Origin of the sequence: Polynucleobacter sp. P1-05-14, assembly GCF_018881675.1 — a bacterium.
Classification (GTDB): domain Bacteria; phylum Pseudomonadota; class Gammaproteobacteria; order Burkholderiales; family Burkholderiaceae; genus Polynucleobacter.
Genome location: NZ_JACVPV010000005.1, coordinates 140,456 through 161,273, shown reverse-complemented (window position 1 = coordinate 161,273; position 20,818 = coordinate 140,456). Strand labels below are relative to the sequence as shown.

Genomic DNA, 20,818 nt, shown 5'->3' with positions numbered 1-20,818 from the left:
TAATGATCATAAAATCTACTCCCTTCTCTTTAGCGCTCTGGGTGCTTTATTCAAGTTGTAGCTTGGCTCAGGCAGAACCTCAGTCCCAAGAAATGATCAACGATACGACTCCTCCCGGCACAGTTGTTAAGGCAAGCGAGGCCTTGCTACTGCATCAAACCCATCCCTCTGGCAATGACATCGTTATCATGAAAACCATCAGACCCAGCGGCACGAGAACCCCGATTCATCAGCATCCCTCTAGCGGTAGCACCTGTGTGATCTCAGGCGAAATGACCCTCTACTTAGAGGGTGCGGCGCCGCAGCGTGCTCCTGCAGGAGCTTGTTATGCCATGCCTGCGGGTAAAAAAATGGCGGGCGTCAATTCTGGTCAGCAAGAGGCAGTCATGATCGATATTTTCATTACTCCCAAGGGCGGAGAGTTATGGACGGTAGTGGAGTCACAACACCAGAAACTGCAAAATCAACTAACCCCACCCATGCTACCCATGCTACCCATGCTACCCATAGCACCTGTACCACCTAGTCATCAATAGTCAATAGCCAATATTGCAGACTTGATCATTAAACAGTAAGGCCTGGGGTTTTTAAAATAAGTTCTTTGATCGCACGGTAATATTGAACATATCCTGTGCAGCGGCAGATATGGCCATTGAGGCTTTCCATAACCGTTTTTTCAACATGCGATTTTGGGATGGGGTGTTTTTGTAATGACTCGATTAAGACCGTAGCCGCATTAACAAAACCGGGCGTGCAATAGCCACATTGGAAACTATAATTTTCCAAAAATGCTTGCTGGACAGGTGAGATCGCCGTTAACTGGCCCTTTGCATCTCTCTTGCCATGACCTTCGATAGTGCGAATACTCTTGCCGTTAAAAGCAATGGCAGGCACTAAACAAGTGATGGATTCAGTACTGCTACCATCAGGATTATCAACAATGACAGTACAAGCCTGACATAGTCCCTGCCCACATCCCAGACGAGAGCCCGTTAAGTTTAAATACTCATGCAAAAACTCAATCATATTGAGCGAAGCCGGCACTAAAGCTGTCTCAATCGCCTTACCATTGACATTGAGATTGAATGGCATCAGTTCTTCACTCATAACGGGGCCCCTATCATTTTTTCTGCTGTGATGGGGAGGTCATAAAAACGTTTTCCCGTAGCAAATGCCACTGCATTGGCTATGGCAGGGACAATTGGAATGATAGCCACCTCAGCCATGCCTTTCGGCGGATCAGTATCACTTAAGGGCGGAAGCATTTCATGGCTTTGTGACCATACTGCAACATCAGATGCGCGCGGGATGGAGTAGCGGTCTAAATTCCAATTTCCCTTGCCTGGTCCATCTTCATATAGCGGTAGATATTCCATTAAGGCATGCCCAATCCCCATAGCCATCGCTCCAGACATTTGACCGCTTACCAGCTGAGGAATCATGACATTTCCGCACTCCACAATGGAGTGGTGGTTGAGAACCTCGACAGCGCCACTTTTCTTATCTACCGATAGCTCTACCAAACTGCCGATCACACAGAACAAAGTCATTGCGCCCCGCACTCTGTCTACCGCTGGATACTGCACCCGATTTCTCTTAATGAAGTGATAAGCGTGTGGATTTTTGGCGTTCCCATAGCGCAGGGATAGCCCATCAATGGGTCGCCAAAATGTATTCCCGGCCACCTTGAACTCGGCCTCGGCCCATTGCCAGCGGTTAAAGGTATGAACAACTGAACCGGTGACCAGCCCTAATTCATGGGCTTTGTGAGCGAGTCTGTTGAGAGATAAAGGCTCTAAACCAGTCGCTGTTAAACAGCCGCTCACCCACCTTGCTTGCTCAAGCTTAGGTTGTGTAGTGCTCAGCTGACCCCCATTAATCCCTTGACCCCAAATCGCTAAAGCTGCTGGCCATAAACCAAAACGGAAAATCATATACCCCGCTTCTTTGGTAGCGTGGGTTAAGTAATACGCTGTGTTAGTAGCGCCAGAAGACGACACATAGTTTGGCGTCCAGCGAGGATTAGTACGAGACCAATCATCTTCTTGGGATTGCTGATTGGTGTTTGCATTTCCCATGCTCTCCATGGGAAGATCTGCCCAATCGGTAATGCCTAGCTTTACCTCATGCGCCGCTTGGCCGAGCCATTGCTCACAAATGACAGCTTGGGTAGTTGCCAGACCTGTACCCATTTCGATGCCCGGATGAAAAACGCAGATGCGCCCATCTGGACTGATTTCAATTTTGGCAAATGCCGCTTCCCGCCCAGTCCCAAAACTTTTTTGTGCACAGCCAAACCCTACTCCATAGGATTTTCCAGGGTTGGCTTTCTCAAAACTTGCTTTCCGAGCATACCGCTCCTGCCAAATCACCTGTTTTTTTGCCTGCTGTAATACCTCGATCGCCCGATTCTGCCCCGATGGGATCGCACCTTGCGATGTTTTCATGCCCGTCAGCATGACATTGTTTAGACGAAAATCTATGGGATCCTGACCAAGAATGGTGGCAATCTCATCAACCATCATTTCCATTGAGCCAACCGTTTGCAAGGAGCCAAATCCCCGAATCGCACTGGCATCCATTGCGCGTGAAGATTTCACCGTACCGCACAAATCACTTTTTGGATAATAATAAATACCGCCTGCTTGGATCGTAGATTGTGGCAAGACGTAAGGTGAAAAGCTTGGTCTGCCCCCGCCATTTGACTCAATCTGCGCCTGCAGAGAGGCAAACTTTCCAGTATTTCGATTGACGGCAAGCTTATAACGTATATCGTAAGGATGGCGTTTGAGTGCAGCTTGAAAATTCTCATAACGGTCGAGCGCAATACGCACCGGTAAACCTTGAGCGTACAGCGAGGCCAGCAACACATAAAAAGTATGATTTGAAGAGTCTTTTGAACCGTAGCCTACCGTATAGCTTGGATAAATATACAAATCTTTCAGCGCAAAAGCAGATCCCTTCAACATCTCCACAGCACTGGTCATTGTTTCGTTGGGATTTTGGACTGAGACTACCATGTGCAAAGATTTTGATGAGGAGTCATACCAGCAATTGGCGTTCTCTGTTTCCATCGTAAACGCGTCGGTCGATTGCGTTTTAAATTCTCTTTCTATGACCAAGTATTCACTTGAGGGATTGGCGAGCTCATCCTGGATCTGCTGGGCATAGTACATCCCCTGCTCACTTGCATCACCTTGAATATTCCCCTTTGGCCAAAGTGGCTCCTGATTTGAATAGCCTTTATTTTGAATGCGATTATTTTTGAGACTTGAAAAAATATCATTCGCCTCAGGAGTTGCTCCAGCAATCCGCACCGAACGAAATGATGCCCATGGATCTTTTTTCAAAGGACCCACCACTGGACCATATTTAAAAATAGTCTCATTAAACTGCAATAATTTTTTACACTGTCTAAATTTTTCATATTGATCAAAAATCAATATAGCAACTGGCTGACCTAAGAGTGGAGCGACTTTGCCCTCAGGTAACAGCATGTCTTTTCCATAAAAGGCTGGGAAATCAATCTTATCTTTTGCTAAATCCCGAGCAGTAATGATTCGAATCGGTTTCATGTCATCACTTACTGTGCTCAGATCCATGCCTAGGTATGCTCTATCAGCCTGATTAATCCTTAATATGAATCCATAGGCTTGCTGAGAGGGCCATCCTTCCAAATCTTTTGCCCTGACATCACGCGCGAATACTTTAGCACCCATCACCTTAGCTATGCCATCAATCCGATATTGATCAGCATTAGGTGTCTTGCCATATTCAGCAACAGCCGAAAAATGATTCTCACTTAGAGTGCTAGAGAATACTTTTGAGCTCAGGGTAGAAAAATAGATATTCACCCCAGCAATGGTGGCTAGCTTTAAAAATTCTCGCCTTGAAGTAGAGGTCATTTAAAAAATATACTCCGTTCAATATGAAGAATGTACCTAGACAACTACCTTTTGTGGATTGATATTGACCAGCTCCCAATAAAATGGGGGCATGGCCTTAATCAAAGCACGTAAATCTTCAATCGTTCCCAATTCTGGCTCGAGAAAATATTGAAAATGACTAGGTTGTTTGACTGGGATGACACCCTCCATCGTTGATCCATAAGCGCCTAGGTCTTTTAATGTCGTCGTGTCATCAGCGCTCGGGGCGTATAGAAACACAAAAGTACCATATCGAGGGGAGGTCAGCGACTTTTGTGCATTCAAGGAATGCTGTGGATCGTTGATGAATTGAAATCTCAGTTGAGAGTACTGTTGTACTGTCAACATGAAAGCAGTAGAAATGGGGCTGATGTCAAACCTGTCGGCTGAAGCCATTAATAAATTGCCGTAATAGTCAATGAAGGCAACGGCATTTCTGGCATTGGGTGTACTATTTTTAAGTCGAATTAAAAAATTTTTTAGCGCTTGATCGGGTCGTCTATAGTTTTTCAATCGGATGCTAAAGGCATCGGCAAATGATGAGGCGTAAGCCTCCTTCATCGGTGAAAGAGCGGGGTCCACCATTTGATCAGCAAGATTGCTAGGATTTAATCCAGAGCCTGAGCTTGATTGACGCACTTGACTAGCGCTATCTTCGAACACTGTAAGACACCCGCTCGCTGTACTGGGACTCACTAAAGTATCTTGATAAAGCGTATGTTGCGCTCCGAGGTATTGCCTTCCACCAGCAACGCCATAAAATCCAAAGGTATCTAATAGCTTTTGGCGAATGCCTGAGGGCAATCCGGGGTAATTAGCTTTTTCGTTATAGTTGATACCAGCGTAAGCATCATAGGCCACCACAGCAGCATTAAAACCAGCGGTAGTAATCGAACCAGCGCACATAGCGCATGGATCTAAGGATGTGACAATGGTTAATTGCTCCGGTGGAGGGAGTTTTAGCGCAGCGACATGTTGATAGTACCAACTGATCAACTGACGCTCACCATGCGCTGTAGGATCTTGAGTGTATGGCGTGTTTGACAATGGGCCAAGATTATTTCCTAAGCGCACTAGCACTTGGTTGTGCATCGTCTTAATCACTTTGCCGCTAGCATTTTCAATCATTGCACCGCCCACACCAAACGTACCGCTATCACTGGCTTGTTTAGCAAGCATGAGCACAAGAGCAGCAGCCTCTTCGGAGTTTTTGACATAGTCAATTGACTTGGGAGCAACGGTATTGTTTGACTCAGATTTGCATGCTGCAAGGAATGAGGAGCCCAATAATCCAGATAAAAAAATGGGCGCTGGCGAGCCTGCAATAAATTGAAGGAAGTGGCGTCGAGTAGGATGGGGTTTTTCTTGCATGGGTAATCGCCTAATGAGTCTGTTTTTCTTTGGGAGTGCCACCATCCGTGTCAATTGGGGCTGGCTGAGGCATTTTGCGCATTTGCTCAATTTGACTTAAACGTATGTCGCAGTTACCAGGAACCGTGGTACATAAACTGCGGTCATCAATCCCAAGCGTTCGCTGAATTTTACGAAAGCGCTGGAGAAAATACCAAGCAGTGTTATAGGAGCCATACATTCCAGTACGTACAGCATCCATGGCCCCAACATACGCAAAGTAATAAGTGCCTAGCTTTTGGGGGGAAGAATTCATCTGACGCTCAGCGAGCTCATCGATACAATCTTGGTATTGAATCGTATCAAAGTGAATTTTCATAAAGCATTGTTGTTGGGCACTTTCAGCCCCACCTTTAATTTGCTCAAGCACTGTTTGCGACGAAAGAGCCGTCGCACTTATCGTGATCAGAAACATTCCCCACAGGCCGGTATAAATCCATCGCATTATTTACTAAGGAAGTAGGTAATTTATGAATGTTCTAAAAATTCTATTTAATAAAATTTAGGGCAAGTAGCACACTGTATACGACGTTTTGGAGGCGGCATTGGTGAAGAGGCTGGGTATTGATTAAAGTAATGGACCATGGCATCAATATCGACTACACCCATATCCTGCAATCCTGTTCCCTGCTTAAATACCGTAAAGTTATCCCCACCATCCTCAGCTAAAAATGAATTCGTTACCACGCGATATTTTTTCTTCAAATCCAATGGCTCTTGATTAGGGCCTATCCTGACGGTATCGACTAATACCAAATTACCCTTGCCAAAATCTTTTCCGGGTCCGCGGGTGACATCCCAAGAATAGGTCAGAGTAGAGCTCGGTTGCAATAGCCTACCGCACATATTGACACCGTTTTTCTTGAGCGGTTTGTTCCGGCAATTAGTGCCTTCCCATTGCTCTTCGAGCAAGCGAATCAGTTGTTCTCCCGTGAGGTCAACATAAAACAAATTGTTGCCAAAGGGGGCAATACTAAACAGGTTATCGTAAGACACTGCACCAGCTTTATTGATACCAGAGCGCACTCCTCCAGGATTCAGTAAGGCAATATCCGCTTTTGCCTCTTTTGGGGCACTAGCCAAATAGGCATCTGCAATCACATCCCCCATCAAGTGCTCCACATTATTATTGCGGGCTGTTGTTCCCTCAATGGTCACCATTGGCAAAGGTGCAGCGATATAGCCTTGAATCACAGCGCGTTTCTTTTGTGAAAGGTCGTCATACAGGGCAACTTCTCTCTGTATAGCGGGGTCTGCCGTCAAGGCGGTATAGCCCCTGGGAATCTTCTTATTTTGATCATTGATCACGGGAAGACTGTTGGCTTTTTTATCAAGCACCCCCTTACCTGGCTCAATAAGCAAATTGATATCTGTCACCACATTACCGTAATAGTTTGCCTGTGTTAGCAAAATACCAGTTTGTTGATCTTTACAGACATATTCACGGTGGGTATGTCCGCTAACAACAACATCCACATTTTTTAAGCCGTGCACGATAGGCAGAATTTCTCCCGAAAGACCAGGACAAGTTTGATCATTCAAAGTAGCCGCAGTAGTGCCACCACCCTGATGAATCAATACCACAACTGCCTCGATGCCCTGGGCCTTAAAGCGAGCCGCATGTTCATTAATGACCTCGATTTCATCATTAAAACTCAAACCGAGCGCCCCGCGCGTTGCCTTTGGGGTTCCCCGCAAAGTGAGCCCTACAAAACCGATGCGCACACCATTAAACGATTTGATATAGGTAGACGGAAATAAAGTCTTGTTTGTATCGTCATCGATCACATTGGCAGCAAGGTACTGAAATTGCGCACCATTAAAAGTATTATTCTTGATGCAAGTTTCTTTACCGATCACTTTGCCTGGTGCACAGCCGCCATTTTGCAAGCGCATTAATTCAGTCTTGCCTCGATCAAATTCATGATTTCCTACTGCCGAGACTTCAAGCCCAATCTCACCCATCACATTAATCGTTGCTTCATCCTGAGTAAACGAGGAGATGGCTGGAGAGGCGCCAACAAAATCTCCGGCACCCACCACGATGGAATTCGGATTTTCAGCTTTCAGATTTTTGACTAAAGAGGCAATATAGGGTGCACCACCGACCTTGACTTTAGCAACCTTCTTAGGATTATCAGGATCCATTAGAAAAAGCTCTGCATTGTCCGATCTATTGAGATATCCATGAAAATCGTTCATCGCAATGATTTTGACTTTTACAGGCGCCTTATTGAGCTCACTCACCGAGGAAGGGGCGGTGCTACAAGCTGATAAGCCAGCCACAATCAGGCATATACCAATCAGCGATATGTGTTTTAGATTCATTTCAAGCCCATTGCAAAATAAGGAAGATTAATGATTGATAATTGAGTGCATCAGATTCGGAATTGGATTTGAATTTGGTTTTGAAGTGATATTCCAATTATTGCCCCTTACAAGAATCCATTAACGCCGCCGTAAATGCCGAGGTTAGATTTCTTCTTAAAAATTGTGGATTATGGTTTATCCACCTGACAAAATAGTCATTTGATCTTTGCAGGTCATATTGAGGCTGACAAGTAGCGGCTAGTTCAGCGTTTGCCTTGAGATATCTGCGCAGGTAGATCTCCTGTTGCTCTGTTGTCAGCATCAAATAATCTGAAGGGCTGTTGACATCCATTGAAGGTTGCGCATATGCCATGGTGCTGAGAATAAGGCTCAAGAACATGTAAAGACATTTCAATTTCATATATCGCCTTCTTTGATGGCTTTCTTTAAAATGCGAACGGTAAGTCATACTTCACATTCAAACCAACCGTTTGAGAGGTGGTGCCAATATATTGATTTTCTTTTTTATAACCCACCATCGTTTTAATGCCGTTTTCAAAGGTGTAGCCAATGGCAACTTGCTGCTGATTCCAGCGGTCAGAAACATAGACATTCGATGGTATTAATTTTTTGATATTAGGTGCTTCAGCATTCCAATTGGCGTCCCAGACATTTCCAGATAAACCAAAACTCCATTGTTTGTAGCCGAACAATAAGGATCCAACATAATAGCTCTTGTTATACCCCGCCAACCCCGCAGAATTAATAATGCGGTTGTACTCTAATAAAGGGGTTAACTTAATGCCGCCACCAAGATCGATCTTGTTCACTAAGGTCGAGACCACGTAGCGTTGTTCATTGCCTAGGTATTGATTGGCTACTGGCGTATTCGTATCTACGTTGTACAGACTTTGGGTAGTCAGCTTTACTGCGGCCAATTGATAGCGAAATTGAGGAAATATCGGAATATTTAAGCCGTCTAATGAAACTGCGTAATTATTCAACTTCCCCGTATTCGCAGGTCCGCCTAAACTCAGCGGGGTTGGATTCCTGCTAGCGCCAAAGGTATCCGATAAACCCGTGGTATCGACCATAAACGCACTACCTGATAGTGCGTGATTGCCATAGCCAGGAGTGTCAAATTTATATGCCCCTCCCAAGACCATCATATTATCAACACCATACTCTTTTTTGGCGATTGTTTTACCCCAAATGCCTGCTGCAAAATCACGCGAGAGAGAATAATTAATACTAGTATGCCCTGCTACCAGCGAATAATCATCAGCATCATAACGAATCGCGAGTTCCGCAAAAAAGGCTGAACCCTCATCAAAGAAATAGTTTTGGGTCGTTTTTTCACCGCTAGAGGTGGCAAGCCGAAGATTGGCGGATAAATAAAGATCTTTTGTCGCATATAAATTCCCCAAAATATACCCTTTAGAGTAGCTATTTTGTGGTGTATTGGCGATATTTTTACCGCTATAAGTATCTTCAACAAAAAGAGAGAGGCCCATTTTTCCTTCGAACAGGGGTGTGGAAAATAGCTTATCGTTCTCCGCGGCTAATTTGATCGCCTCTGCCTTTTTTTCTGCTGCAGTATCTGTAGTGCTTATCTGTTTTACTTCCACATTAGCAACTGGTGTAGTTTGCGCAAGACTCTGCTGTGTCAGCATCAAGCTACTGAGAGCTCCGATACTAAAAAGGAGGCGTAAAGTGAAACCGTAAAAGTTCATGACAAAATCATTACAGATTGATCTTAAGATAATGGAGAATCGCTATATGTTTTTTGAATCATAATCGATGCGCATGCACTATTGATGACGAATGTAGATTAAACATCAGAGCATGCTAAATATAGCTTAACCACCAATCTTTTCGGCGTTGCTTGAGATCTGCAAACCATTTACAAGGGGGATAGAGAGCAATAATGACCAGTGGCCAAATCAAATACACAGATCCAATGGCTATGCCGTAATTTTCAGGCTTGGCTGAAGTAATCGGCCCAAATAACCAATTCATGCCAATTCCTGTGTAGTAGGCATAAAGCACTGCTAAAGTGTGCAATAAAAATAGATGGGTAACGTAGAAGAAAAAGGGTACCCTACCGAATACGGTAAAAAAATCAACTACGATCCCTTGTGCCTTCTCGGCAAAAGCAAGAAGCAGACAAGCTGGCCCCAAGGTCATTAAGAGAAAAAGCAAGGAAGGGGGATATTTTTCTACATTGAGAAAAGAAATGATCGTACCTAATGTGTCCCCTTTCATTTGCCATGGCACTGGGTTGCCGTAAAAATTGGTCCAACGCAGTATCAAGAAACTCACTGTCAGAATCACGCCCATGATTTTTAAATAGCGAATCCGAGAATCTTGGGGCATTTGATACAGGGAACCCATGACATACCCAATGCTGACTACGCCAATCCAGGGCACTAAGGGATACAAAACCAGAATTTCAAGCTTACTACCAAACTGGAGTAACCCAGATTCGTGCAATAGATTCCACAAAAATCCATAATGTCCAAGCGCACTAGCATGCACATTATCAACTGCGTTATGCCCAAAAATCATTACTAATGAAATGCTTGCAATCAGCCAACGCGGCATAAAAACCATCATCGCTAAAGCCAGCATTGAACCACCAATAGCGAAAATGACTTGCAGGAAAAAGTAATCAAGATTAAGGCTAAACATCCAAGCGAATCGGACAATCAATAATTCTGCGAAGATAAGCCATAAACCTCTTGATAAAAGAAAGTAACTGACCTGTTTCGTCGAAGACACTTTACTTGCATATAAAGCAGCGGCTGTTCCCGTCAACAACATAAATACCGGGGCGCAAATATGCGTGATCCATCGTGTAAAAAAAATGAAAGGGTCTAATGTGGCGCTCGGATCTTGAGGGCTAGCATTGAAAAAATCTCGGGTATGGTCCAGCACCATGATTACCAGCACAAAACCACGCACAAAATCGATGGAATTTAAACGAGAACGTGAGCGGTTATGCCTAAAACTAGCAACAGGGCTTGCATTACTGGTCATATTCATTTTTCTCCAACATTTACAACGTCTATATTACAAGATCATTTTTCGGTCTTATTGGGGGATTACAGTATTGAGCACCAAATGAAGGCCTCCATTAAGAAGTCCAATCGATCACCAGTTTTGTCCTTGATCATCCATCCTGAGTTAGTAGACTTTGATGGGGTAGATTTCTCAAGCTGGTGTTTTACGGGGTATAGTAGACATTCTTATAAAACAAGCTTGGATCTCCTATCTGGCCCTTAGTTGCCGTTCAGGACAATAAAAAAGGCCACCCGAAGGTAGCCTAAATTAAGAGTGAAGAAATGCCTTAGATTGGATTTTGTACCGCACAAGTTTGACCATTAGCAGATTGGCTAGCTGAAGCATTGAATGGTGCGCCAGAAGTGACCGTTTGCAAAGTGCCGCTACCGCAACTCGTTGAACCAGTGCCACCGTTAACCTGCTTTGGAGCATATAAGCTGTTACCCTCTAAATAAGGTTTGATTGAACCTTTATTAAACAAATAGTCAACCCCCAAACGGGAGTAGGCAGCTTGTGCTGCCACGGTACCTAAAATATCGCTATTAGTAAAAGAATAGCCCAAGCCGGCATTACCCATAAACTCACGACTTCCTCCCACATAACTTAAACGAACACTATCAAAACTGACATCTCCCTTATAACGTAAGCGGACATTAAAATCAGCGCCATTGACAGTATTGCTAGAGTTAACATTTAGAGATCTGGCACCTAGAATCAAATCAGGAATAAAGCCGTTTGCTCCATCCAAGTCCCAAGATAATCCCGCATAGGCACGGTTATCAACCCTGTATGCTGAACCACCAGAAGCGACAGATGGGGCGGTACAAGTGTAGTAGCCATTAGAACAACTCCCCAACGCTGCCCAAGCCACAGACTGTGCCAAAAAACAAGTTGCTGCGGTGAGAAACAATAAGATCAATCTTTTAATATTCATATTCTGGCTTTCAAATTCAGGTGTTAATGTAGGGGTACTAGGCAAATACAGCAATTACTGTTTCCCGACCCTAATTTTACACAATGATTGATTTTTTCCGACATTCGGCCGGTTATCAACCAGTATGAATTTCTACTATTATCTTGTCTGATGGCCGGTTGAATCCAAGGCCAATTTCTGCCTGTCAAGCATCTTTAAATTGCCTGCTTTGAGTGTCTACTGCTTAATTGGTAAGAGCCATTAGCATTAGCGCATAGGTATGTAGAACATATATATCTTCACGAAAATACCAACCAGACTTTAGGTAGTAGATCTCGAAGCCAAATGGAATTTAATCATTAGGTGGGGATCCTCCTCTTCTAACATTATTGAAGGGCGCACTCTAGGCAATTGGTTAGGTAAAAAAAGAAGTTGAACCGGGATATGCACATTCACTACCAATAATTCAAAGGTACATCAATAGTTGCGTAGAAATAAATAAAGCCCGTTAGGGCTTTATTTACATACATCCATGGCGGAGAGGGAGTCCAGTTTTTGCCCCTCCTGTGCAGTCTACCATTCTCCATAGAACCCTTGCAATATATAGGCTCTATCGGTAACCCTACTCTAATCACACCCATTCAAGTTCACTAAAATCTTGGTTTAAACGGTGGGTATGAAGGAGGGAATTTTGAGTGCTTTAGAAAACAGCAAGACTGGCGGAGGCACTCAAAAATCAAGGTTAACTGCACGCGGTATAACTTCACTTACTACCCCAGGATATTACTCTGACCCTGATAACAAATGCCTCTATTTGCAGGTATCCTCAGGTCTGGGTTCTTTTAAGCTTCAATTTGAAGGCAGTCCACATAGAGCAGATGTTGATGCTCTCAATACCTTGAGGCTTTTCTTTGAAATCCTTCACAGGCACAATCGGATATATCAACTGGTAAACGATGCAAGGGCTTTGAAATAGCCGTATCTATATACCTAAAAATAGGGTTATTTTGATTCTATACGCACTTTTGTTGACATTAAACTATAATATATGCATAGTTGTTGACAATAACGGATAAATTGAGGCCCTATGAACACTTCTGTTGACCAGCTGCCCCTCTTGCTTTTTAGTTCGAGAGAAGACAAAACCAATGCCCAGAGAATTTCCCGCTTGGCTAGGTCTGGTCGTTTGCGTCAAATTTATCGCGGCATTTACACCAGCGACATCACCAGCCCGCTCGAACAAATCATTCGGCCAAATTGGCGGCAAATTACCGAATATCTTTATCCAGGCTCCGTAGTAGCTTACCGCTCTGCTCACCTTTGCAAACCGGATGATAGTGGGAATATATTTTTGGTATCTGGCAATAGAGCACGTCAAATAGCATTTCCAGGGTTGACTCTAAATATCTTGCCAGGTCCTCCTGCAGTTCAATCGCACAAAGATTCGCTAAACGATACCCCGTATGGAAAACTCTTTATATCCTCAGAGGCCAGGCGGCTGCTAGAGAATCTCTATAGCCGCAAAGGCTCAGATCTTCGCACTATGGGTCGCCCTTGGGTTGAGTCTTATTTGAGTAAGCTATGCACCATTCGTGGTGAACATAAGCTCAATGCACTACGAGATGACGCTAAAGCAATTGCCCCCCAATTAGGTCTAGAGGTTCAATTTAAAACACTGAACACGATTGTTTCGGCCTTAATGCAAACTGGTAAGGCTCGCTCTTTAAGGGCAGCTGATGCATTAGCGCGCGCAGCTGGTAAACCTTATGATCCTGATCGCATTGAGATCTTCGAAACTTTGTTTTCTGCATTAAGAAAACCTTTTCCCATCATTGAAGATCAGGCAAAAACTGGTAGAAGCGCCTTTAATTTCGCATTCTTTGAATCCTACTTTTCGAACTACATTGAAGGCACTACATTCACCGTCGAAGAGGCTTCCGAGATTATTTTCGATGGGAAGATGATTCCAAAACGAAATGAAGATTCGCATGATGTATTGGGCACCTTTAAAGCAATCATGGAGCAGCCCTTTCGCTCTAAGCCCCCAAAAGATGAAGATGATTTCTTAGCGTGGCTTTTGCAATGCAACCTACAAATACTCTCTAGTCGCCCAGATAAAAATCCAGGCGAATGGAAAGAGCAAAGTAACCAAGCAGGAAATACCATTTTTGTTCACCCCGAGCTTGTTAAAGGCACTTTGCGGGAAGGATTCAAGCGCATCGCTTTACTAGAAGATCCATTTGCGCGCGCATTGATGGCGATGTTTGTGGTTACTGAAGTGCACCCGTTCATGGATGGCAATGGCCGAACGGCGCGCCTCACGATGAATGCCTACTTAACTCAACACTCCGCCTCTCGCATTATTATTCCCACGGCTTATCGTGAGGATTATTTGCTGCCATTAAAAGCGCTGTCTCAAAACAATGATCCCAGCCCCTTCATTCGATCCATGACTCGTGCATGGCGCTGGACCGCTGGATTTGATTATTCGAACTTCCCAAATCTTTGGGAAAAAATGAAGGCTTGTAACGCATTTACAGACAACCCCTCGCAGCATCAATTGCTTGATCCTCACGATATAAGCTAATTTGTTGACGAAAAATGACTATATCGGCTGTTTTGTAGACAAAATGAGGCGATTTGGGTGTCTAAAGACATTTATGTCTACATGCCACTAGTTTTAAGTGGCATGTAATTCACAGCTATCTATATCCCCATATTCCCTAGATGCTGAGCAATTCGATCCATGGGATTGCCTGCGCTGGCCAATGGCGTGCCTAGGGTTGAGGTTCGCGCCCGTATAGGCTGAGGGCTATGGGTTGCCATAGGCTTAATGCCTCCAAAACTAGGCTCCGGCCTTCCAATCGCCTCATAGATGGACTCAATCATGGTCTGCCACTGCTCTGGCTGATTGCTCTGCACAAAGACTTGCATGTAGAAAGGGTCTGACATGTATTTGCTAAAGCAGATCGCCTTATCGGTGTGATCAATTTCATCTGAGCGGGTATTTAAGAACTTCAGCATTTGCAGCTTCGCTTCTGTGACCAATTCGGAAGGTTTTTTCTGACTAGCGGCGATAGTCATCACATTACCTACAAGCTTGCCCTCTATTTCATATTTACGAACTGCATCCTGAAGTGTGGCTACCATAGATTGCAAATCAACAACCTGCTTTTCTAGATCACGTTTTTCGTTAATCACTTTCTGAATACGTTCACACCCTCGCCTTGATTTGATGCCACTAGAGACTTCTGCATTAACACTAGGATCGGCATCGGGACTCGAATCCGAGGGTCCGGGGTTCAAAGCCCGCCTAATTAGATCTTCAGCTGTTTCAGTTTGAAATTCAGCTTTCGGAAGTGTATCGACGGTAATGGCGACTGGTGCAGGCAATATTTCACCAAGGTCATGGGCTTGTAGTGGCGCCGTAACCTCTGTAGCAGGCATAAAGGCTGGCACATGCACTTCGCCCTTTACAGGCCTAAATATAGACTCGGGCGATAGAGCTTCGGACTCCTCCTCCAATACTTCGCCCTCATCAATATCCTCAGATAACTTGGCAAGAGATGCATTAGGGGTCTTACTTAGATCATCTAGTAAGTTGGCTGCTTGGCTCCGGCTCTGACTCTTACGTTCCGCCTTTTGTGTTTGTTGTATCTGAGCGCTACGCTCCTTATCTAATTGAGCGGCTTCTTGCCTGGCTTTTGCTTGCGCAATCAATTCAAGCGCACGCTCTTCCCTTGCCTTATTGCGCCTTGCAGCACTTTCGGCCGCGTGCTTCTCATAAGCTTCTTTTTCAAGCCGCTCGCGCTCTTTCTTGGCCTCCCTATTCTGCTCCCTTTGAATTGAGCCACCCTTGCTTAGTACCTCCGATTTAAAGCCTTCTACTTCATTTGCTACTTGCGTCATTGCCTGTCTCCTCTTTTAATAAGTTGCTGCTGTAATGCATTTCAGCGTTTGTCTTTTGCCTTCGCTCAGAAAACCAATTCATTCCTAAGTTTGGATCGTCATCGCGTGACCATCCCTCCGTTTGCTTTTCTACATTCGGTATAAATAGATTTGAATCGATACGATCGTCATATCGCAAGAGGGTCTCGTGTAGGAGATTACGGATATGTTCGTAATCCATTCCTCTGGCTTGTAGGTTTTGCATCTGAATTGATAGATTCGTAATCATGGGTAAGACCTTGAGCCAGCTTTCTTTGTCCTCTATGCCATCTGGTGCGCCGGTAGTGCCTGCCCTGATACGTAGATCAACCATGTCAAAGATTCGGTCTTTGGTGAGTTCTGGCCAGTCATAGGTTTTCTCCATAGTCATGACTAGTTCGCCATTGACCATGGTGGTCTTAGTACTTGGCGGCCCCATGTAGCGTTCTACTTGCTCCTTGGTCAGTTCTTGTAAAAGTACCTGGGCGCTATATTGGGCAATCTCTTGTAGCCAATCTTCTATCTGGTCCTTGAATTCAAATACGCGCCCTGATAAGGCTCTTTGCAGAATGTTGGCTTCGGTTGCTGTCTTGGGTCTGACCACTGTAGAGCGCGCAGCATCTTGAAGACCTGTAACTTGCTCCCAGTCATAACGCACTGCGCTGGTGTCATAGACGATCGGATCGATCTTGGGGTGACCCCGAGGAATGATGACTTGGTTAAGGGGTTTGCCTTCTGTGTCGACAATCGTGATCTCGCCAAAGCGTGAGTCTGAGTGCTTCTTAATGGTCTTTTCATTGATATCGGCTGATGCGACCCATCCTGGTATGCAGAGATCTCTGTGTTGATTGAATCGATCTCTTGCCTCGTTATGTTCATCTTGCAAGCGCTCAGTCAGATCAACCAGGCTTGGGCCAACGAATTGACCATCAACTACTTGGTAAGGCAATAAGAAGAATGGGTACCAGCGCTCTCCGGCTCTTGGTGGTGAATAAGGTTCACGTAGCCATTCCGTTGCGCCCTCTACCATGGTGTAAACACGTTGGGTAGCTCTATCCCAGATCTCTAGGACTGCTATTTGTTGATCATCAGTCACTAAGCCTGAACCAGCATTCATTTGCATCGAGGCTAAGCGTTTGGCTTTCCTATGGGATGGCTCGCCTTGGCCGGGTTGGTAAATCTTGGCACTGGCTAAGTTCTTTTTGTAGAGGGCTTCCGCTTGGCCGCGCTTCATGGGAATGATTTGGCAGATCCAGTCAGCGTCGGTGTAATCCCAGAACTCACAGATTGAGGGGTCGATGAGCAGGTTCTCTGTAAGGACTCTGTCGATTACTAAGCCTTCAGCGGATTGGACTTCTGATTGCTCCCGAAGCGACTTGATGAGCTCCTCTAGCTCTGCCCTCTTGGCATCATGATGATGGACTTGATCATTGTCATGAAGGTCCTTCTCTAGTTCATGAATGGCCAAGAGGTTTTCTTGGGCATCATTGATGCGACCCTGGATATACGCATCCTTGCTTGGGTCTCTTTGGTACATCACCTTCAGAATGCCAAAGCTACAGGTAAGCGCCGCCCTTACAGTGGACTTGGCTCGATTCTTGAGTTGGGCATGCTCCAGCGCTCTATTGGTGACCTTCTCTAGTGTTTTACAGAAGAGCTTGATGTCCGCGCCCGAGTGGGTGGGTGTTGTTGAAATCTCTGGGTTACGTGCATAGACGTTAGGGAGAACTGCAGAGATGGTGCCGTGTATGAGGTTGGCTCTTAGGCTGTAGAAGTCTTTGCCAGTCGGGTCGGCATTCCAGTTAAAGCCGGCTACTGTATTGCGGTTGTGTCTTACGCGCTTATGAAATGTTGCCCAGTGAGCGCGCGCATGAGTGATGCGGGCGATCCATTTTTGCTGAAGGGCTCTGGAGTCTTGGGGCACTCATTAGTTATAAGTCCACAAGATTAGGGGTACGAATTTATTTTGAATAAATAAATTTCTCTAGATTACATTTTTAGTCAAGCGGCGGTAAATTCTTGTCACACCTTTGAGCATTAGAATGTGCGAGCACTTTCCCCACTGAAGTCACAGTACAACCGCTGACAATGTTATCCCACCATTCTCCAAGAGTTTGAAGACTAGGTCTTTTATCCCACTCAGCCATTAATATGCTTATATTATTTTGTCTAATATTGTCGTCTATAACGTAAAGTTCATATATAGAATTAATTGCTCGTTTTTGCTCCTCTGAGAGCTTAGATTGGACATGAATTAAATTTCCGTCATTACCAATATGAATATTAGTCAGAGTAACCTCATCAATACTATTAATGCTTCGTATGGAAAGCCTAAGAAAATTATTATTTAGTGCATGCTCAACCAAAATATTAATTGGTAGAGCATTCTTTTTAAGTATTTCAACCGCCTTATCGTAATCATCCGAATCTTTTTTAATGCCTACATCAACGTAGCCAGGCAGGCTTTCAGGGTAATACTGCTTTATCTTTTTTAAACTCCCAAATTGATTCAAGCGGATTGCAGTCAATATATCTAAGTGGTCCAGCCAATCATGACCTATCGGAAGCTCCCCATAAAACAGTTTTCCAAATAAATCATTCAAAACATTTAAGCCCTCATGAATATCTCCGCTAGTTGGCATAAAGGTATTTACCGCATGGATTAAAGTCAAACCCAGGAGCGCCTCATCCGAAACTTTATCTACAATTTCTACAGCAAGACTAATGCCTGCGCGTGAAATACGATTGTTACCCTTCTGAAATCTATGCACCAGTAATTCGGATAGAAGATCATAATCCGCCGGCCTTTCAGTAGAGGCTGCTGTTTTTTGAGCCTCAACAAGAAGTAGTTGAAAGCTAGGATCTGCAAAGGCCTCTAATGCCCCTTCGACTTGAGCCATTTTAGGCATTAGCCTACTTTCGAACTCTATGACTCTAGAATTTGCGACATTTAGCGCCTCTTGAGAGTAATCACTTCTTAATTGCAAGTTCATTTCTTGGTAGATTTCTCGCGCACGCTTTTCATCAATCCCAACATGCACAACCATATTTTGGGCTTGGATATTGGTAGAACTATCTCCTCCCGTTTGGTTTTGACTATTGATCATCAGCTTTATTGCCTATTTTTAAATTTCCACCGACCTGTATATTTGTCGAGTTATCCCCGCTTTTTTGAGCTTGTTTATTTCCTCGGCCTGAAAAAAACCAGCCTATAACTGCAAGTGGTATCGCAATAGCAACTCCACTAAAAAGCCAGTCTTTGTTTTTAAAAATCCATTCCATATACATCTCCTAAAATAACGGACAAAATTATTTCCACCTGAGTTGATCTAAAAGACTACCCAGCAGAAGCATCACTGGATCATTGACGTAAATATTACGCCAGGTACGCAGCTATTTGGCATGGGTAGTTATATTTATCAAGGGTATTTTAGATTTTGTTGACTCAGTAATGGTTTGAGGCCCTAGGGATACTATGGCGTTATTTATTAAATGAGAATTTGAACCTTCCGAGCTCGCATTACCCCATACCTAGTAGCATCCCAAGCGTGATCTTCAGCATCTGTGTCTACGTCTTCGGGATTGAGTGAATCTGGCGGTAACTGAGGGATAGTTCTAAGCCAATGCTTGCAATTGTTAAATACTTTTAATCTTCCCTCAGCTAATAGGCGAATAATTTCTTGAGCGCCGTTGACTCTGCTTCTAGGGGCGTTGTAGGCCTCAGTCCATTTCACCCCTTTATCTCTGAAGATTTGGCCTATTGATCGCTCTGCCCCTATCTTCGAGAAGATGGATGGGTCGGCTAAGTTCATGCGGTATTCATATCCGAGGCGTTGATCGTGTATCTCGATCTTTTTGATCTTCTCGGCTACTACTGTTGCATCTTCTCTTGTGCCGGTGTTTTCTTTATCTCCATACCCATAGAGCTCCCTCCATAGGTAATAGACTCCATCATTTGATAAGGCAAACCAATACACGGCATAAGGTCTGGCATAGCCCCAATCCATGGATCGCCAGACCTTCCATGTCGGTGGAATTGCGAAGGGTTCTACAACGTGTTTAGAAGGCTGCCACACGCCTTCCAAGAAACTTCCCACGTGGATGTCCCAATCACCCTCTAGCCACGCTCTACGCCTATTTGGATCGCTTAGCGACTCTAGGCTCATGAGGTAGTTGGGATCATTTCTGAGTAGGTGAGTATTCTCATAAATCGTTGAATGTATTCGAACCCTTGGTAGCGTACCTTCTTGTCGAATAATCTGTCCAGCGGGTATTGCCCCAATCTGAAATCTTTCCTTTACAGATGCATGCCCTACCCCAAATGGATTGCATGTTGCCCTCACCATCCTTGGCATTCCAGGATGGGATGACCGGCAAGTGGAATGCATTGCTTCGTAAAAAGAGAGGTTTCGCCAGTTGGTGAGCTCCTCAAATCCTAACCAAGGGTATTCGTGGCCATGGTAATTCCAGTAGTCGTCTTCATTAGCCCCATATCGAAAGTACAGCATCTCTCCAGTGGGCCACTTCCACACATAGTCAGATTCATTGAACTTGGCGCCCGGGAAGATTTGATAGAACCAGCGCTTGCTTTTGGCCACTACGTCAGCCAATTGAGGATAGGTTAGACGGAATAAGGTACCTCGCCAATGATCCCCGAAGCCTCTTCCTACGTGTTGGGCATAGCTCATGAGCAAGGTATCGGTCTTGCCTCCTCCTCTGGTGCCTTCAAGAAGTACCTCATATACGGGGCATGTCAGGAACAGGGTCTGACTACCAGGCAATGGTGCCCAGATGGTTTTCATGGGCTAGTGTTTTGGCTGGGCAGCTTGCTCCCACTCATCCATACTCATGGCACTAGGTACCACCAAGACCCCACTTTGTAGAGGTGCACCATCTTTTCCGGTGTGCTCTATTGCAGATAGACGTGGGTGCAAATACGGCGCAGCATGTCTGGCAATAGTCGCGGCCATGTTCAGTAACTTGATGCGATTCTCCGTGATCATGGCGGTATGACCATCATCATGCTCGTTAGCCTTATCACCATGGTCATGATGATCACGACTGCAATTACCCGCCTCCTTGTAAAGCGCCATCATCGTACTCATCATGACTTCTAAGGGCGTGATGCCCTGGGCAGCAGCTACCTCAGCAATCTCACGAGTACGCTTGGTTAGACTACCCTCCTTGCGGCCAGCTCCAGGTCTTGCCCCTCCCTTACTTTTGCTTGGTACCGGTTTCTTTGATTTCTTTTGATTGTTTTCAATCATGG

16 protein-coding genes are annotated in these 20,818 nt (G+C 44.8%); 2 read left to right on the top strand and 14 right to left on the bottom strand.

Annotation, left to right across the window (positions count from 1 at the left end; translation table 11 throughout):
• The first annotated feature begins 2 nt into the window (after nucleotides 1-2).
• Nucleotides 3-536, top strand: coding sequence for a cupin domain-containing protein (locus tag ICN37_RS03985; RefSeq protein ID WP_216155045.1), 534 nt, complete (start codon nucleotides 3-5; stop codon nucleotides 534-536).
• A 28-nt stretch (nucleotides 537-564) separates the two neighbouring features.
• On the opposite strand, the gene ICN37_RS03980 is transcribed toward ICN37_RS03985, so the two are convergent.
• The 8 genes from ICN37_RS03980 to ICN37_RS03945 all read right to left on the bottom strand — a co-directional run bounded on the left by ICN37_RS03980 (nucleotide 565) and on the right by ICN37_RS03945 (nucleotide 11,643).
• On the bottom strand, nucleotides 565-1,107 hold the full coding sequence (locus ICN37_RS03980) for a (2Fe-2S)-binding protein (protein ID WP_068948741.1): 543 nt from the start codon (nucleotides 1,105-1,107) through the stop codon (nucleotides 565-567).
• Nucleotides 1,104-3,905, bottom strand: coding sequence for a xanthine dehydrogenase family protein molybdopterin-binding subunit (locus tag ICN37_RS03975; protein WP_216155044.1), 2,802 nt, complete (start codon nucleotides 3,903-3,905; stop codon nucleotides 1,104-1,106). Before ICN37_RS03975 ends, ICN37_RS03980 begins: the two co-directional genes overlap by 4 nt.
• Before the next feature lie 36 nt (nucleotides 3,906-3,941).
• Nucleotides 3,942-5,297, bottom strand: coding sequence for a deaminase (locus tag ICN37_RS03970; protein WP_161484816.1), 1,356 nt, complete (start codon nucleotides 5,295-5,297; stop codon nucleotides 3,942-3,944).
• A gap of 10 nt (nucleotides 5,298-5,307) precedes the next feature.
• Nucleotides 5,308-5,655 carry a hypothetical protein gene (locus ICN37_RS03965; RefSeq protein ID WP_145915342.1) on the bottom strand — a complete coding sequence of 116 codons (348 nt, stop codon included), beginning with the start codon at nucleotides 5,653-5,655 and terminating at the stop codon, nucleotides 5,308-5,310.
• 173 nt (nucleotides 5,656-5,828) lie between these two features.
• Nucleotides 5,829-7,664, bottom strand: coding sequence for a bifunctional UDP-sugar hydrolase/5'-nucleotidase (locus tag ICN37_RS03960; RefSeq protein WP_216155043.1), 1,836 nt, complete (start codon nucleotides 7,662-7,664; stop codon nucleotides 5,829-5,831).
• Between the two features lie 428 nt (nucleotides 7,665-8,092).
• Entirely contained in the window at nucleotides 8,093-9,319 is a 1,227-nt protein-coding gene (locus ICN37_RS03955) for a hypothetical protein (protein WP_145915344.1), read from the bottom strand.
• A 175-nt stretch (nucleotides 9,320-9,494) separates the two neighbouring features.
• The gene (locus ICN37_RS03950; RefSeq protein WP_082913124.1) at nucleotides 9,495-10,691 is read right to left on the bottom strand and encodes a DUF1624 domain-containing protein; all 1,197 of its coding nucleotides are present in this window, start codon (nucleotides 10,689-10,691) and stop codon (nucleotides 9,495-9,497) included.
• 304 nt (nucleotides 10,692-10,995) lie between these two features.
• A complete protein-coding gene (locus ICN37_RS03945) occupies nucleotides 10,996-11,643 on the bottom strand; it encodes a hypothetical protein (protein WP_216155042.1) in 648 nt (215 codons plus the stop codon).
• Nucleotides 11,644-12,709: 1,066 nt separating this feature from the next.
• Here ICN37_RS03945 and ICN37_RS03940 point away from each other — a divergent pair.
• On the top strand, nucleotides 12,710-14,209 hold the full coding sequence (locus tag ICN37_RS03940) for a Fic family protein (RefSeq protein WP_216155041.1): 1,500 nt from the start codon (nucleotides 12,710-12,712) through the stop codon (nucleotides 14,207-14,209).
• 119 nt (nucleotides 14,210-14,328) lie between these two features.
• On the opposite strand, the gene ICN37_RS03935 is transcribed toward ICN37_RS03940, so the two are convergent.
• From ICN37_RS03935 to ICN37_RS03910, 6 genes are all read right to left on the bottom strand, one after another.
• The gene (locus ICN37_RS03935) at nucleotides 14,329-15,531 is read right to left on the bottom strand and encodes a hypothetical protein (protein ID WP_216155019.1); all 1,203 of its coding nucleotides are present in this window, start codon (nucleotides 15,529-15,531) and stop codon (nucleotides 14,329-14,331) included.
• Nucleotides 15,512-17,473, bottom strand: a complete 1,962-nt coding sequence (locus tag ICN37_RS03930; RefSeq protein ID WP_216155018.1) for a hypothetical protein — start codon at nucleotides 17,471-17,473, stop codon at nucleotides 15,512-15,514. Before ICN37_RS03930 ends, ICN37_RS03935 begins: the two co-directional genes overlap by 20 nt.
• A 73-nt stretch (nucleotides 17,474-17,546) precedes the next feature.
• The gene (locus tag ICN37_RS03925) at nucleotides 17,547-18,656 is read right to left on the bottom strand and encodes an LPO_1073/Vpar_1526 family protein (protein ID WP_216155017.1); all 1,110 of its coding nucleotides are present in this window, start codon (nucleotides 18,654-18,656) and stop codon (nucleotides 17,547-17,549) included.
• Complete coding sequence (locus ICN37_RS03920) at nucleotides 18,646-18,831, bottom strand: hypothetical protein (RefSeq protein WP_216155016.1); 186 nt, start codon at nucleotides 18,829-18,831, stop codon at nucleotides 18,646-18,648. Before ICN37_RS03920 ends, ICN37_RS03925 begins: the two co-directional genes overlap by 11 nt.
• Nucleotides 18,832-19,037: 206 nt before the next feature.
• Nucleotides 19,038-20,351, bottom strand: coding sequence for a terminase family protein (locus ICN37_RS03915; RefSeq protein ID WP_216155015.1), 1,314 nt, complete (start codon nucleotides 20,349-20,351; stop codon nucleotides 19,038-19,040).
• 3 nt (nucleotides 20,352-20,354) lie between these two features.
• Nucleotides 20,355-20,816, bottom strand: coding sequence for a hypothetical protein (locus tag ICN37_RS03910; RefSeq protein ID WP_216155014.1), 462 nt, complete (start codon nucleotides 20,814-20,816; stop codon nucleotides 20,355-20,357).
• Nucleotides 20,817-20,818: the final 2 nt, after the last annotated feature.

Coding starts and splice junctions, on each gene's coding strand:
- ICN37_RS03985 (WP_216155045.1), top strand. CDS start 3: ATGATCATAAAATCTACTCCCTTCTCTTTAGCGCTCTGGGTGCTTTAT.
- ICN37_RS03980 (WP_068948741.1), bottom strand. CDS start 1,107: ATGAGTGAAGAACTGATGCCATTCAATCTCAATGTCAATGGTAAGGCG.
- ICN37_RS03975 (WP_216155044.1), bottom strand. CDS start 3,905: ATGACCTCTACTTCAAGGCGAGAATTTTTAAAGCTAGCCACCATTGCT.
- ICN37_RS03970 (WP_161484816.1), bottom strand. CDS start 5,297: ATGCAAGAAAAACCCCATCCTACTCGACGCCACTTCCTTCAATTTATT.
- ICN37_RS03965 (WP_145915342.1), bottom strand. CDS start 5,655: ATGAAAATTCACTTTGATACGATTCAATACCAAGATTGTATCGATGAG.
- ICN37_RS03960 (WP_216155043.1), bottom strand. CDS start 7,664: ATGAATCTAAAACACATATCGCTGATTGGTATATGCCTGATTGTGGCT.
- ICN37_RS03955 (WP_145915344.1), bottom strand. CDS start 9,319: ATGCTGACACAGCAGAGTCTTGCGCAAACTACACCAGTTGCTAATGTG.
- ICN37_RS03950 (WP_082913124.1), bottom strand. CDS start 10,691: ATGAATATGACCAGTAATGCAAGCCCTGTTGCTAGTTTTAGGCATAAC.
- ICN37_RS03945 (WP_216155042.1), bottom strand. CDS start 11,643: ATGAATATTAAAAGATTGATCTTATTGTTTCTCACCGCAGCAACTTGT.
- ICN37_RS03940 (WP_216155041.1), top strand. CDS start 12,710: ATGAACACTTCTGTTGACCAGCTGCCCCTCTTGCTTTTTAGTTCGAGA.
- ICN37_RS03935 (WP_216155019.1), bottom strand. CDS start 15,531: ATGACGCAAGTAGCAAATGAAGTAGAAGGCTTTAAATCGGAGGTACTA.
- ICN37_RS03925 (WP_216155017.1), bottom strand. CDS start 18,656: ATGATCAATAGTCAAAACCAAACGGGAGGAGATAGTTCTACCAATATC.
- ICN37_RS03920 (WP_216155016.1), bottom strand. CDS start 18,831: ATGGAATGGATTTTTAAAAACAAAGACTGGCTTTTTAGTGGAGTTGCT.
- ICN37_RS03915 (WP_216155015.1), bottom strand. CDS start 20,351: ATGAAAACCATCTGGGCACCATTGCCTGGTAGTCAGACCCTGTTCCTG.
- ICN37_RS03910 (WP_216155014.1), bottom strand. CDS start 20,816: ATGATTGAAAACAATCAAAAGAAATCAAAGAAACCGGTACCAAGCAAA.